At 70.7% G+C, this 13,350-nt stretch carries 13 protein-coding genes; 6 read left to right on the forward strand and 7 right to left on the reverse strand.

Annotated elements, in window-relative coordinates; all coding sequences use genetic code 11:
• Positions 1 to 17 precede the first annotated feature (17 nt).
• Positions 18 to 1,520 (reverse strand): O-acetyl-ADP-ribose deacetylase, encoded by a 1,503-nt coding sequence (locus NAEX_RS18110; RefSeq protein WP_096328728.1) that lies wholly within the window; start codon positions 1,518 to 1,520, stop codon positions 18 to 20.
• A 77-nt stretch (positions 1,521 to 1,597) separates the two neighbouring features.
• Between NAEX_RS18110 and NAEX_RS18115 the strand changes: the two genes are divergently transcribed.
• Positions 1,598 to 2,269 carry a DUF4336 domain-containing protein gene (locus NAEX_RS18115; RefSeq protein WP_096328729.1) on the forward strand — a complete coding sequence of 224 codons (672 nt, stop codon included), beginning with the start codon at positions 1,598 to 1,600 and terminating at the stop codon, positions 2,267 to 2,269.
• A gap of 25 nt (positions 2,270 to 2,294) precedes the next feature.
• Positions 2,295 to 2,957, forward strand: a complete 663-nt coding sequence (locus NAEX_RS18120; protein ID WP_096328730.1) for a TetR/AcrR family transcriptional regulator — start codon at positions 2,295 to 2,297, stop codon at positions 2,955 to 2,957.
• Positions 2,958 to 3,192: 235 nt separating this feature from the next.
• Here the strand turns inward: NAEX_RS18120 and NAEX_RS18125 are convergent, their stop codons facing one another.
• The 5 genes from NAEX_RS18125 to NAEX_RS18145 form a co-directional block, all read right to left on the reverse strand.
• Positions 3,193 to 3,954 carry a biotin--[acetyl-CoA-carboxylase] ligase gene (locus NAEX_RS18125; protein ID WP_096328731.1) on the reverse strand — a complete coding sequence of 254 codons (762 nt, stop codon included), beginning with the start codon at positions 3,952 to 3,954 and terminating at the stop codon, positions 3,193 to 3,195.
• A gap of 86 nt (positions 3,955 to 4,040) precedes the next feature.
• Positions 4,041 to 4,904 (reverse strand): carboxylating nicotinate-nucleotide diphosphorylase, encoded by an 864-nt coding sequence (gene nadC, locus NAEX_RS18130; protein ID WP_096328732.1) that lies wholly within the window; start codon positions 4,902 to 4,904, stop codon positions 4,041 to 4,043.
• Positions 4,905 to 4,982: 78 nt separating this feature from the next.
• A complete protein-coding gene (locus NAEX_RS18135) occupies positions 4,983 to 5,663 on the reverse strand; it encodes an HAD family hydrolase (RefSeq protein WP_170135811.1) in 681 nt (226 codons plus the stop codon).
• Complete coding sequence (gene mrtZ / locus NAEX_RS18140) at positions 5,660 to 6,478, reverse strand: myxosortase MrtZ (RefSeq protein ID WP_143140916.1); 819 nt, start codon at positions 6,476 to 6,478, stop codon at positions 5,660 to 5,662. The genes NAEX_RS18135 and mrtZ overlap by 4 nt, the downstream gene beginning before the upstream one ends.
• 25 nt (positions 6,479 to 6,503) lie before the next feature.
• Positions 6,504 to 6,917 (reverse strand): hypothetical protein, encoded by a 414-nt coding sequence (locus NAEX_RS18145; protein WP_143140915.1) that lies wholly within the window; start codon positions 6,915 to 6,917, stop codon positions 6,504 to 6,506.
• Between the two features lie 329 nt (positions 6,918 to 7,246).
• Here NAEX_RS18145 and dnaG point away from each other — a divergent pair, with 329 nt between their 5' ends.
• Both dnaG and rpoD read left to right on the forward strand, forming a co-directional pair.
• Entirely contained in the window at positions 7,247 to 9,130 is a 1,884-nt protein-coding gene (gene dnaG, locus NAEX_RS18150) for a DNA primase (protein ID WP_096328735.1), read from the forward strand.
• Between the two features lie 79 nt (positions 9,131 to 9,209).
• A complete protein-coding gene (gene rpoD / locus NAEX_RS18155; RefSeq protein WP_096328736.1) occupies positions 9,210 to 11,057 on the forward strand; it encodes an RNA polymerase sigma factor RpoD in 1,848 nt (615 codons plus the stop codon).
• Positions 11,058 to 11,168: 111 nt separating this feature from the next.
• Here rpoD and NAEX_RS18160 read toward each other — a convergent pair whose 3' ends face one another.
• Positions 11,169 to 11,432 (reverse strand): hypothetical protein, encoded by a 264-nt coding sequence (locus NAEX_RS18160; RefSeq protein WP_096328737.1) that lies wholly within the window; start codon positions 11,430 to 11,432, stop codon positions 11,169 to 11,171.
• A 245-nt stretch (positions 11,433 to 11,677) separates the two neighbouring features.
• On the opposite strand from NAEX_RS18160, the gene NAEX_RS18165 reads away from it, so the two are divergent.
• Together NAEX_RS18165 and NAEX_RS18170 are read left to right on the forward strand one after the other, a co-directional pair.
• Positions 11,678 to 12,259 (forward strand): hypothetical protein, encoded by a 582-nt coding sequence (locus tag NAEX_RS18165; protein WP_096328738.1) that lies wholly within the window; start codon positions 11,678 to 11,680, stop codon positions 12,257 to 12,259.
• A 70-nt stretch (positions 12,260 to 12,329) separates the two neighbouring features.
• Entirely contained in the window at positions 12,330 to 13,094 is a 765-nt protein-coding gene (locus tag NAEX_RS18170; protein WP_096328739.1) for a TerC family protein, read from the forward strand.
• Positions 13,095 to 13,350 lie beyond the last annotated feature (256 nt).

The following is a 13,350-nucleotide window of genomic DNA, read 5'->3' on the forward strand; positions in this document are numbered from 1 at the left end:
CAGCGGTCGCGCGGCGATCAGCCCCGCCGGCTCTCCTCCTCGATGCGCTCGACCAGCCGCGAGCAGATCGTCTCCACATACTCGCGCGAAGCCAGCGCGCGCAGCCACGCCTCGGGGATCGCCGCCTGCCCGTACATCGCCCCCGTCAGCGCCCCCGTCACCGACGCCGTCGTGTCGGTGTCCTCGCCGAGGTTGATCGCCGCCAGCACCGCCTGCTCGTAGCTCGGGTGATTCGCCGCGCACCACAGGCTCGCCTCGAGGCAATGGACCACGTAGCCGCTGCCGCGGATCGCCGACGCCGGCGCCGCCACGATCGAGCCGTCGAGGATCTCCTTTAAAACTTCGCCTTCCGCCGCCGGCACGAACGGCGCCAGCTGGTGCGACGCCTGCGCCATCGCCTGCTGCAGCGGAGCGCCCTGCACCACCCGCGCGAGCAGCAGCGAGAAGTACGCGCAGCACAGCTGCGAGCGCGGGTGCGCGTGCGTCAGTCCGCTGACCTCCATGCTGCAGCGGACGATCTCCGCCGGCGCCAGCGCGCGGGTGAACAGCGCCAGCGGGGCGATCCGCATCAGCGACCCGTTGCCGTTGTCGCGCTCGCTGCGGCCGCCCCACTCCTCGGGGGGCGCCCCGTGGGCGTAGCGGGCGATCGCGCTGCGGGTGGCGATGCCGACGTCGAACACCTCGCCGTGCGGCGTATAAGCCTGTCCCTTGAGCCAGGTCAGAAACCGCGCCATCATGTCCGGCGGGTCGTAGCCGTTGTGAATCAGGCTGTCGGCCGTGGCCAGCAGCAGCGAGCTGTCGTCCGACCACGTCCCCGGCGGCTGGTCGTAGGTCCCGTGGCCGCGCACCCCCGTGACCGGGTCGGCGGACAGTTGCTCGCGGCTGCGGAATTCGACCGGGACGCCGAGCGCGTCGCCGACCACCGCCCCGAGCAGGCACCCGAGCAGGCGCGCGTGCGCGTCGACGCTTGCCGAGGTGCCAGGGTCGGCCAGAATCGCCGCGTACGCGTCATGCACGGCCTCGTCGAAGCACACCAGCAGGACCCGCTCGATCGCCGCGTCCTCGGCGAGGAACGCCGAGATCGTGCGGACCGCGACCGCGCAGGCGTCCTGGATCGGGTAGCCGTAGATGCCGCACGAGATCGCCGGGAAGGCGATCGTGCGCACCCCGTGGGCGCGAGCCAGCTCGAGGCTGCTCCGGTAGCACGAGGCCAGCAGCGCCTCCTCGCCGCGGTGGCCGCCGTTCCACTTCGGCCCGACCGTGTGGATCACGTGCTTCGCCGGCAGGCGGTAGCCGCGGGTGATCTTCGCCTGTCCCGTGGGACAGCCGCGGAGCGTGCGGCACTCCTCGACCAGCTCCGGCCCGGCGGCGCGGTGAATCGCCCCGTCGACCCCCCCGCCGCCCAGCAGCGACGTGTTCGCCGCGTTGACGATCGCATCCACCGCGAGGCGGGTGATGTCCCCGCGAACCAGCTCGATCCGCCGCTCCGACATGCCGGAATTGTAGGCCCAGATCGCCATTTCGGCCACCTGCACCGCCCGGCTTGCACATTTTTCGACCCTCGGTCAGATTCTCGACACCCCTGAAGGAGGCCCGCGTGCTGCAGTCGATCGACACCAACCTGTGGACCGCCACCCAGCCGCTGAGCATGTTCGGCATGCAGATCGGCGCGCGCATGACCGTGATCAAGCTCGGCTCGGGCGGTCTTCTGGTCCACGCCCCGATCTCGCTCACGCCCGAGCTGCGGACCTCGATCGACTCGCTCGGGCCGGTGCAGGCGGTCGTCGCCCCCAACTCGATGCACCACCTGTTCCTCGGGCCCTTCCTCGCCGCCTACCCCGAGGCGCGCGGCTACGCGGCCCCGGGCGCGATCGCCAAGCACCCCGAGCTGCAGCTCGAGAGCATCCCCAAGAACCCCGACCTGCTCTGGGCCGGCGACCTCGACCACTTCGAGCTCGAGGGCGCCCCCAAGCTCGGCGAGGTCGCCTTCTTCCACCGCGCCTCGCGCACGCTGATCCTCACCGACTGGGTGTTCTACTTCAAAGAGTCGCCCAACTGGTTCACCGGGCTCTACCTCCGCCTCTCCCGGGCCCTCGGCAAGCCGACCCAGACCGCGGTGATGAAGTCCTTGATCACGGACCGCGCCGCCGCCCGCGCCTCGATCGAGCGCCTGCTGCAGTGGGACTTCGACCGCGTCGTCATGAGCCACCGCGACATCCTCCCCCGCGGCGGCAAGGAGGCCGTGCGCACGGCCACTGCCTGGCTGTAGCACCAGGTCTTTGAAGGCAGGTCTCATGGGACAGCCTCGACCCTTCGCCGACACCGAGCCGAGCCCCGAGGCGCGGCGGCTGGCCCGCAAGTCGCGGCGCCAGGACAACCGTCGCCAGCAGATCCTCCGCGCCGCCCGCGAGGTCCTGCTGGCGAGCGGCCCCGAGGCGTTCACCATGGAGCAGGTCGCGCGGGCCGCCGACACCAGCAAGGCCGCGCTCTACTACTATTTCCAGGCCAAGGAGGAGGTCGTCGCCGCGCTGGCGATCGAGGCCCTGCGGCGCGAGGTCGAGGCCGTGAGCGCGGCGGTGATCGCCGCCGAGCGCGGCATCGACGGCCTGGCCGCATTGATCCGCGGCCGCGTCGAGCACTACCTCGCCGACCCCGACGCGTTCCGGATCCTCTACACCTGGGCGCCGACCCTCGGCGCGGCCCAGCGCCTGGTGCTGGCGGAGATCTTGCCCCTCACCGCGGTCGTCAGTCAGACCCTCGAGGCCAAGCTCCAGCGCGACCGCAAGGCCGGCCTGCTCCACCCCGACGCCGACCCGACCCGCCTGGCCCAGGTCGCCTGGCTGACCAGCCACGGCCTGCTCAGCTACGCGATGAACCAGCCCCACCCCGAGCGCGGCGCCTGGCGCCCCCTGTGCGACGAAGCCTGCGCCGCCCTGGTCCGCGGCGTCACTCGCTGAAGCCGGCGGTCCGCTCCGACAGTCGAGCACGCGCCCCGACGCGCGGCTCGGCTTCAGCGATACCTGAGCGTCACCGCGTGCACCGATCGCAATCGGCGTCTCCACGCGAATAAGCCGTCACTCCATAAAATTGGTTCACCCCGTCGCTCTTCACACGGTTCGCGTCTACCGCCAGCCGCCCGCGAATGAAAAGGTGGTTCGTCGCAGCCTTTCAGCGCTCCCGCGAATGCACCGCTCACGGCGCCAGCCACACGTCGCCGGACTCGACCCGGCGCGGCGGCTCGCCGTCTCCGGGCGCGACCAGCAGCGCCCCGTCGTCGGCCAGCCCGAGCGCCGTCGCCTGTACTTTCGGACCTGCCCCATTCGCCAGATCCACGAGGACAGTCTTCCCGACCAGCGCGCAGTGCGGCTCGTAGCGGCCGCGGATCGCCGCGAAGCCGCCGGCGAAGAACTCCCCGAGCGCCGCCTCGAGCGCCGGCAGGATCGACGCCAGCACCTCCTCGCGGCCCGGGGCCGCCGCCGCGAGCTCGCGGCGCAGGCTCGTCGCCGAGTCCGCCAGCGGGCCCGGGAACCGCGCCCGGCCGACGTTGACGCCGAAGCCGACGATCACCTCCGGCGACGACCCGATCCAGCGCGCCTCGCAGAGGATCCCCGCCAATTTGCGGCCGCCGACCAGCACGTCGTTGGGCCACTTCAGTTGCGTCGTCGGCAGCCAGCGCGCCAGCCCCTCGCGCAGACCCACCCCCACCGCCAGGCCGAGCGCCCCGATCGCCTTGCCCGCGGCGGGCCGCAAGATCGCGCTGACGTACAGGTCCTCGCCCGACTCCGACGCCCATGCCCGCCCGAGCCGCCCGCGCCCCGCCGTCTGCGCGTCGGCGGTGACCAGCGCCCCGTGCGGAGCCCCGGCGCGGGCCCACGCCATCGCGCGATCGTTGGTCGACCCGAGCTCGGCCCAGTGCTCGCGCGGTCGCCCGAGCCAGCGCGTCGCGAACGACATGGTTTCGAAGGAGCCGCTCACGTCGCCTCACGCCTTGCCAACATTCCCCTCAGGACATGTCTCTTCCGCCATGTCCTGCCCGCGCCTCATGTCCACGTCCCGTCGGCGCGCTCGAACAGCAGCGAGATGTCGGCCGCCGGCACGCTGTGGGTCAGGCGGCCGACGCTGATCACGTCGATCCCGAGCTGAGCCACCGCGGCCACGCGCTCGAGCGCCACCCCGCCGGAGACCTCGAGGATCGCCTTCCCCGCGGTGATCGCCACCGCCTCGCGGACGGCCGCGTCGTCCATGTTGTCGAGCATGATGATATCGGCGCCGGCGGCCAGCGCCTCGCGCAGCTCCTCGTGGCTGGTGACCTCGCACTCGATCTTCATCGTGTGCGGCGCCAGCTTGCGGGCGCGCGCGATGGCCGGCGTGATCCCGCCGGCCGCGCGCACGTGGTTCTCCTTGATCAGCACCGCCGCGCCGAGGTCGTTGCGGTGGTTGTGGCCGCCGCCGCAGCGGACCGCGTAGCGGTCGAGCGCGCGCAGGCCGGGCATCGTCTTGCGGGTGTCGGTGATCCGGCAGCGGTCCTTGGCCGCGTCGACGTAGGCGCGGGTCAGCGTGGCGACCCCGGACATCCGCTGCAGCAGGTTGAGGGCCGTGCGTTCGGCCGCCAGCAGCGCCTGGGCCGGTCCCTCGATGCAGGCGATCTCGGTCCCGACGACCACGCGCGCGCCGTCGCGCACGTAGGCGGCGAAGCCGACGTCCGGCTCGACCCGACGGAACACCGCCTCGGCCACCTGCAGGCCCGCCACCACCAGGTCGGCCTTCGCCACCATGTGCGCGCGGGCGCGCACCTCCGGGCCGACCGTCGCGCGGCCGGTGACGTCGCCGCTGGCCAGGTCCTCCGCCAGGGCCGTCTCGATGATCGCCGCGACGGGTCCGAGCTCGCTCCAGGGGTCACGCATGACCGGGAGGGTGCCACACGGCCATGCCGCTCGCCACCGCGGCCCGACCTGCCTGCCCGCTTCGCGCGGCCCTGGCCCTCAAGCCGCTTGCCAGCGCTCGATCGGCCAGCCCAGCGCGCGCGCGCGCCGGAGCAGGCGCGGGTCGGGGCTCACCACTTGTGGCCGGCCGACGCGCTCCAGCATCGGCAGGTCGGAGAAGCTGTCGGTATAGAAGTAACTTCGGGACAGGTCGATGTCGTGCTCCGCGGCGAACTTCTCGGCCAGCACCACCTTGCCCGGGCCGGCGCAGGCGGGCGCCACGTGCTTGCCGGTGAGGACCCCGTCCTGCTCCTCGAGCCGGGTGCAGAGCACGTGTTCGACGCCCAGGCGCTCGGCCAGCGGCTCGACGGAGAAGCGGGTGCCGGACGACAGCAGGGCGACGACGTGGCCGTCGCGGCGGTGGCGGGCCACGCGGGCCTGTCCTTCCGGGCAGATCCAGCGCACGATCTCCGCCTCGAACCACGCCCGCGTCTCGGCCTCGACCTCGGCCACCGGCACCCCCGCGTAGTCGCGGACCGCCTTGGTGGTCATGGCCTCGAGGTCGAGCAGCGAGAGGCGGTAGCGGACCACCCACGTCAGCGAGCGCAGCGCCTTGGCCGCCGACATCTTGCCGATGCGTCGCTGGTAGCGCACCCACAGCACCGCGGAGTTGACGGCGAGCAGGGTGTGATCGACGTCGAAGAAGGCCCCCACGGCGTTCGGTTCGGGCCTGGTCGTCACGCGCGGAAGGTACTCGCCAGCAGCAGCTCCATCAACAGGTTGGCGCTCATGTGGAACAGGGCGGGGGCCCACAGGTTGCCGCTGCGGCGCCAGAGCCAGGCGAACACCAGCGCCGGGAAGAAGGTCGCAAGCCGCGCCGCCTGGGCCATGCCGACCAGGTGGCCGACGGCGAAGAGGAGGCTGGACAGCACGGCGGCGACGCCGATCTGGGCCCCGAAGATCTTGCGCCGCGGCGGGAAGCGCTCCTCGAGCGCGCTCATGAGGTAGCCGCGGTGGAACACCTCTTCGGCCAGGGCCACCGCGAACAGGCCTTCGACGACCTGGAACACGAAGCCGAGGCCGCCGGTCGCCGTCCAGGTCGCCGGCAGGCGCAGCGACTCGGGCCAGAAGCCGCCGCTGTGGCCGCGGCACAGCCGCTCGAGGTAGCTCTCGAGGCCGCCGGCCCACGGCGTCATCTGCTCGACCCACAGCGCCGGGGCCAGCACGCGCAGGTCGCCGGCGCAGACCTCGTCGTAGAACCACCAGAACCCGAGCACGAACGGCGGGAACACCAGCAGGCAGGCGCCGGCGGCCCAGCGGAGCGCGCGCCAGCTCCACGGCGGGATCGGGCCTTCGGGGCCGACCTGGTAGCGGGCCTGGACCTCCGGTTCGTCCCGCAGCAGCCAGCCGGGCAAGAAGTAGAACGCGGCCACCAGCGCCGCCCCGCGGACCCATGACAGCCCGGGGACGAGGCCCATGAGGCCGTATGCGGCGTACAGGCCGCAGGTCGCTAGCACCGCGGTGCGGGCGCGCCGGCTGGCCTCGGGGGACGTCACGGCGCGCGAGCTTACCTTACCGGCCTCAGCGCAGGCTGGTCGCCAGCTTCGTCAGGCGGCGGCGCAGCGTCTCGAGGTTTTCGACCAGCATGTCCACGTGGTCGAGCACGCGGGTGTCGCTGGCCAGCGCGTGGACATCCTCACGCTTGATCCGCGGGCTCTCGAGCATCCGCAAGATCTCGACCAGGTAGGCCTCCACGTGGCCGAGCGCCATCCCCGTCTCGCGGAGGTCGTCGTCGATGAACAGCACCAGGTTCTCGACGCCACGCACGCCGCGGAGGGCCTCGCTCTCCGGGTAGTCGCGCGAGGCGCGGTCCATCATGCGGTCGCGGGCGCGGGTGCGGTTGCCGCTGCGGCGGCGTTCCCGACCGTCGAGCTCGCGTGCCTCAGCAATTTCTGGACCAGCCAGGGGCAGGGGGGGAGCCAGCGACTCGGACATGGCGGTGGCATGGCAGGCATCGCGGCGCCCGGCAAGTTTTCGGCTAAATCCTCGTGCGTGGTCCTCCACGGCCGATCCGACGCCAGCCACGCCTGCCCATCGGAGCAGATGTTCACGTCTTGGCCGGTCTGCCCGGCCCTGCGTGAAGATCCTAACGAGCGCGCGCAGGGCCTGGCCGGAGGAGTTGTCCTAATCTGTGCCGCTCGAAGCGGCCGGTAGGGCGCAGCGGGCGGTCAACGCCTCTGCGCTCGAACTTCACGGGCCCGGGTGGCCTTCACAGCAGAATCAGCGGAAGCGGAAACCAGGCGCGCGCGGCCAGAACCTCTGTGATGATCCCCGATGAGAAACTGCAGGAGCTGCGGGATCGGATCGACATCGTCGATTTGATCGGGCGCTACGTCGGGCTCAAGCGGGCGGGCAAGAACTTCACCGCGTGCTGTCCCTTCCACCAGGAGCGGACGCCGAGCTTCTTCGTCAACCCGGAGCGGCGCAGCTTCAAGTGCTTCGGCTGCGGGGTGTGGGGCGACGGCCTCGACTTCGTGATGCGCATGGACGGGCTCGGCTTCCTCGAGGCCGCGCGTCACCTCGCCGGCGTGTTCGGCGTCACCTTGCCCGAAGGACTGGTCGACCGGAAGTCGAGCGAGCAGCAGCGCGAGCTCGAGAAGGCCCGCGAGATCACCCAGGTCGCCGCCGACCTCTACCGCGAGATCCTCGAGAGCCGGCCCGAGGGCAAGCTCGGGCGCTTGTATCAGCAACAGCGCGCGATCAGCCCCGAGCTGGCCGAGACCTTCATGCTCGGCTACGCCCCGGCGCCGGCCGAGTCGGGCAGCTGGGACCGCCTGGTGCGCCACCTGCAATCGAAGGGCTGCGACCTCGCGCTGGCGGAGAAGCTCGGCCTGGTGGTGCGCAGCGACAAGGGCTCGCTGTACGACCGGTTCCGCGGGCGGCTGATGTTCCCGGTGCTGCAGTCGAACCGCAAGCCGATCGCCTTCTCCGGCCGGATCTTGCCCGAGTACGCCAGGGACGCCGACGGCCGCGAGGCGCCCAAGTACATGAACAGCCCGGAGTCGCTGCTCTACACGAAGAGCAAGACGCTGTTCGGGTTGCACGTCGCCGGCCAGGCGATGAGCCGGGCGCGGCGGGCGATCCTCGTCGAGGGCAACGTCGACGTCGTCAGCATGCATCAGCGCGGCTACGCCGAGACCGTGGCGCCGCTGGGCACGGCGCTCACGGCTCAGCAGGCGGCGATCCTCAAGCGCTTCACCGACACGGTGGTGCTGTGCTTCGACGGCGACAACGCCGGTCGCAAGGCGATCCGCGCCGCCATCCCGATCCTCCTCGACGAGGGCCTCGACGCCCGGGTCGTCGCGCTCGACCCCGGCGCCGACCCTGACAGCACCGACCCCAAGCGGCTGGCGGCCCTGCTCGAAGAGCCAGGTTCGGCGCTCGAGTGGTTGGTCAAGCAATGGGTGGCCCAGGGCGCGCTCGACTCGATCGACGCGCAGGAGCGCGCGGTCGCCGCGCTGCAGCCTTTGCTCGGCAAGGTCAAGAGCGACGCCGCCCGGGAGCGCTATGCCGAGCGCGCCGCAAAGTTGCTCAGGCTGCCGGTGGGGCGCATATCGTCGCGCCAGAGTCCTCATGGGCCTCCGGGCCCTCAAGGAAACCGTGCCGCGCCCAGCCCGCCGACCCGCCACGCCGCCTCGCCGCCCGCGCCAGCACGGCCCTTGCCCGAGCTTCCGCGCCATCAGGTTGCGCTGCTCGCCCTGCTGGTGGACAACCCACACCTGGCCGACAAGGCCGAGCAGGCGGGTGTGCAGCACTACGTGACAGATCGCAGACTCGCGCCCATCGCCGAGATGGTGGTGCGGCAGGCCCTCGTCGGCGAGAACCCGACCGAGGGCGAATTGCTCGAGCTCATCCCGCCCGAGGCCCGCCGCCAGGTCCACGACGCGGTGTTCGTCGGCACCTTCCGCGACACGCAGGACGACCCGGTGATGCTGTTGAAGGACTGCATCCTCGATTGCCGACGCGAGCAGCTCAAGGCCGAGTCGCGGCGGCTCGACGTCCAGCTGCGCGAGGCGAAGGAGCGGGGCGATCTCGACCGCGCCCGCGAGCTGTCGCTGAAGAAGATCGAGCACAACCGCAAGCTCGCCAACCTCGACGAGCACGCCCTGATTCCTCCGTCGCAACCACCATCGGGCCTGCGGGCCTGATCGTCCGTAGTCCTCCGGGGCGCGGAGCTTCCTTCTCGCCTTTGTCGCATACGCAGTCACTCCGAGGCCAGAGCACCCTATGACCCCCAGCAAGACGCGCACCGTGGACCGTGAGAAGCTCAAGAAGCAACTCATCGCCTTCGGCAAGAAGAAGGGCCACGTCACCTACGACGAGCTCCACGAACTCCTGCCGCCCGACCTGATCGACCCCGAGGAGCTGAGCGAGTGGGAGCGGACGCTGCAGGACGAGGGCGTCCAGGTGATCCCGCGCGAAGACGCCGCCAAGGAGGCGGCCAAGCCCAAGCTGGCGACCCGCAAGGTCATGCCGAAGCGCGACGAGGACCCGGAGGACGAGCCCTCGCGCACCAACGACCCGGTCCGCATGTACCTGCGCAAGATGGGCAGCGTCTCGCTGCTCACCCGCGAGGGCGAGGTCGAGATCGCCAAGCGCATCGAGCAAGGCGAGATGCGGGTCCTCGAGATCGCGCTCGCCTCGCCGGTCTCGGTCCCCTACATCCTCGAGATGTTCGACCGCATCAAGCGCGGCCAGATTCGGGCCAAGGACGTGCTCAACATCTCCAACCCGGCCGAGGCCGGCCCCGGCGCGCTGCCGATGAGCAACGACCCGACCGCCCTCAATCAAGAGGCGGCGATGGAGAACCTCGGCAAGCAGGTCGAGCGCATCCGCCGGCACCAGAAAGAGCTCGACCGCATCAAGCTCATCCTCGCCGTCGACACCAAGAAGGGCGTCGTCGTCGCCGTCAACGAGCCGCCCACCCCGCCGCTCGACGACAAGGCCCGCGAGGCCCACGCCAAGGCCGGCGAGGAGCACAAGCGCCAGATCCTCGAGGCCATCCAGGACATGAAGCTCGGCCGCCGCCCGATCGACGGCATCGTCGGCGAGCTCACCCTCCTCGTCGAGCGCGTCGCCCGGGCCGAGAAGGACCTCATCCAGTGTGAGCGCCGGGCCGGCATGGACCTCAAGGAGCTGCGCAAGCTCTTCAAGGACGTCCGCCTGTCCGAAGAGGAAGAGTTCAAGCTGTGCCGCCGCCTCGGCCTCCACCCCTCGGAGCTGCACGAGATCGAGGCGCGCATGAAGCTGGCGATCAAGCGCATCCGCGCGGTCGAGCAAGAGACCAACATGCGCGCGCCCCAGCTGCGCGAGCTCCACGAGCAGCTGATGACCGCCCGCCGCCAGGCCGAGAAGGCCAAGGCCGAGCTGGTCGAGGCCAACCTCCGCCTCGTGGTGTCGATCGCCAAGAAGTACACCAACCGCGGCCTGCAGTTCCTGGACCTGATCCAGGAGGGCAACATCGGCCTGATGAAGGCCGTCGACAAGTTCGAGTACAAGCGCGGCTACAAGTTCAGCACCTACGCGACGTGGTGGATCCGGCAGGCCATCACCCGCGCGATCGCCGATCAGGCGCGGACGATCCGCATCCCGGTCCACATGATCGAGACGATCAACAAGCTCATCCGCACCAGCCGGTCTCTCGTCCAGGAATTGGGCCGCGAGCCCACGCCGGAAGAGATCGCCGAGAAGATGGAGCTGCCGCTCGACAAGGTCCGCAAGGTCCTCAAGATCGCCAAGGAGCCCATCTCGCTCGAGACCCCGATCGGCGAGGAAGAGGACTCGCATCTGGGCGACTTCATCGAGGACAAGAACATGATCTCGCCCACCGACGCGGTCATCAACATGAACCTCGCCGACCAGACCCGCCGCGTCCTCGCCACCCTCACCCCGCGCGAGGAGAAGGTCCTCCGCATGCGCTTCGGCATCGGCGAGTCGTCCGACCACACCCTCGAGGAGGTCGGTCAGGACTTCTCCGTCACCCGCGAGCGCATCCGCCAGATCGAGGCCAAGGCGCTCCGCAAGCTGCGCCACCCGTCCCGCAGCAAGCGCCTCAAGGCCTTCGTCGAGAACTGACGCTCGCGCCAGAGCTGAAAGCGCCCCGCACGCGACGCGTGTCGGGGCGCTCGGCTTTTCTACGCTACGTGTTTTTACGTCGGGACGGGAAGCGCGCAGCGCCCGCCGCGGTCACTTGTTGCTCAGCTGAGCCTCGTTGAAGATATTGCAGTTGCCCATGCCGCACGACGACTTGTAGGTCGCCTGCTTGTCGCAGCCGCGGACGCCCCAGGTCGTGTTCTTGACGCCCATCATCTCGTGGTCGTCGCTGATCTTCTGCGCCGTCAGGTTGGCGCGATCGCACTGCAGGTCGAACGCCGCCTGGTTGAGGATCTTCTCGCGCGCGCTGTCGTCCTTGGACGACTTCGAGGCGCAAGCAGCCGCCGTGAAAAACATACCTACCGCAATGACTCGATACAGACGATGCATGATTGCTCCGCGCACCTTGTACACCGATGCGCGCTGGCGAACCATGGGGCACCCTGCCACGCCGGACCGCGAGCGGCATTTGCGCGAGCGGCGAGGTAGACAGCTCGTCGTCGGCGGGGTCGTACCTCCTCCGCCCCGGGGGTGTGCGGGGCCCGACCGCGCGGCCCGCTCCTCGCCCCCTCGCGCCCGACCTGCGCTATGGTGAAGCTCGAGTGTCGCTCGTCCTCCTCGCCTTCATGTTCGTCTACGGCGCCGTGCGGTCGGCCTTGTGGGCGCGAGGGCAGTGGCGGTTCCATCGCATGCGCGGCGACCTGCCGCGCGTCGAGGCCCGACGCCCGGCCCCGGCGCACCTCGGCGACGCGCTCGAGCAGCTGCTCGGGCACGGCCACGCCGGCCGCGTGCGCCTCGTGGCCAGCGCGCGGCAGGTCGCGACGGTGCTCATCGTCGACCCGGACGTCGCCTTCGGATGCGTTCGGGACTTCCGATTCCGGCTCGCGCTGGCCGACGCCTGGTCGGCCGCGAGCGCGTGGCTGCAGGCCTACGACGCCCTGCCCGAGCCCGAGCAGCGGCGGCTCGAGGCCTACGGCTACACCGCGCGGGAGTTCGGCGAGCGACGCGCGGAGCTCGGCCGCGCGGTGCGACGATGCGTCCGCGCGCCCGCGCTCGAGCCGTTCGCGGTGCCCGACGTCGAGGCGGTGCAGCGGCTCCTCCTGGCCCTGATCGGCGACATCGAGGGCTGCGAGCGGGCCCTGCTGGCGAGCGCGCCGGAGCACCCCTACCGCGCGGTCGGCTGAGCTCGTCGTCTGCCGCCCCCGCTCCGGCTCGCCGGCTCGCCGCGGCGAAACCGGGTTAGGCTACGGGGCCGTGTTCGACCCCGCCTCACTCGCCACACCCGAGGTCTGGATCAGCCTGCTCACGCTCTCGGCCCTCGAGATCGTGCTCGGGCTCGACAACATCATCTTCATCTCGATCCTGGTCGGGAAGCTGCCCGAGGCCAGCCGCGATCGCGCCCGCCGGATCGGCCTCATGGGCGCCTTCGTCACCCGCCTGGGCCTGCTGGCGACGCTCAGCTGGATCATGCACCTCGACCAGCCGTTCTTCGAGCTGCTCGGCCACCCCTTCACCGGCAAGGAGGTCGTGCTGCTGCTCGGCGGTCTGTTCCTGATCTACAAGTCCACCAAGGAGCTGCACGACAAGATCGAGGGCGACTCCGAGAGCCACGTCGCGGCCAGGGGCGCGGTCACCGTCGGCGGCGTGATCTTCCAGATCCTCCTGCTCGACCTGGTGTTCTCGATCGACTCCGTCATCACCGCCGTCGGCATGGCCCAGGACCTGTGGATCATGGTCGCGGCCAACGTGCTGGCCCTCGGGGTCATGCTCCTGGCGAGCAAGTCGATCGCCGTGTTCGTCGACCGCCACCCGACCATCAAGGTGCTGGCCCTCAGCTTCCTGCTGACGATCGGCCTGCTGCTGACCGCCGAGGCGTTCGAGATCCACGTGCCCAAGGGCTACATCTACTTCGCGATGGCCTACTCGGTGGCGATCGAGATGGTCAACATCAAGATCGGCCGCAAGGGCAAGATCAAACACGCGCCCGAGACCGACCCGCAGGCGGCTCACCCGTTCTGAGGCGACGACGGGCGCCCGGAGGAGCCGCCGTCGCGCGGCCCCTTCCGCGGCGCGCCGGCCATCGAACGGCTCGAGTCGAGCGGTTCGCGGCTGCCCGCGCGTCCGCTCCGGTCGGCCGCGGGCGCGGCGAAGGCCGCGAGCGCCTGCGCCAGCTCTCGCACCGAGGAGAAGCGCTTGTCGCGGTCCTTCTTGAGGCAGCGCTGCTCGAGCTCCGCCGGGGATGAGAGGATTGCGCAGACTCGGGCGCTTGGGCCGC

Origin of the sequence: Nannocystis exedens (genome assembly GCF_002343915.1) — a bacterium.
GTDB lineage: Bacteria > Myxococcota_A > Polyangia > Nannocystales > Nannocystaceae > Nannocystis > Nannocystis exedens.

Coding starts and splice junctions, on each gene's coding strand:
- NAEX_RS18145 (WP_143140915.1), bottom strand. CDS start 6,917: ATGTCCGAGTCGCTGGCTCCCCCCCTGCCCCTGGCTGGTCCAGAAATT.
- NAEX_RS18110 (WP_096328728.1), bottom strand. CDS start 1,520: ATGGCGATCTGGGCCTACAATTCCGGCATGTCGGAGCGGCGGATCGAG.
- nadC (WP_096328732.1), bottom strand. CDS start 4,904: ATGCGTGACCCCTGGAGCGAGCTCGGACCCGTCGCGGCGATCATCGAG.
- NAEX_RS18120 (WP_096328730.1), top strand. CDS start 2,295: ATGGGACAGCCTCGACCCTTCGCCGACACCGAGCCGAGCCCCGAGGCG.
- rpoD (WP_096328736.1), top strand. CDS start 9,210: ATGACCCCCAGCAAGACGCGCACCGTGGACCGTGAGAAGCTCAAGAAG.
- dnaG (WP_096328735.1), top strand. CDS start 7,247: ATGATCCCCGATGAGAAACTGCAGGAGCTGCGGGATCGGATCGACATC.
- NAEX_RS18125 (WP_096328731.1), bottom strand. CDS start 3,954: ATGTCGTTCGCGACGCGCTGGCTCGGGCGACCGCGCGAGCACTGGGCC.
- NAEX_RS18160 (WP_096328737.1), bottom strand. CDS start 11,432: ATGTTTTTCACGGCGGCTGCTTGCGCCTCGAAGTCGTCCAAGGACGAC.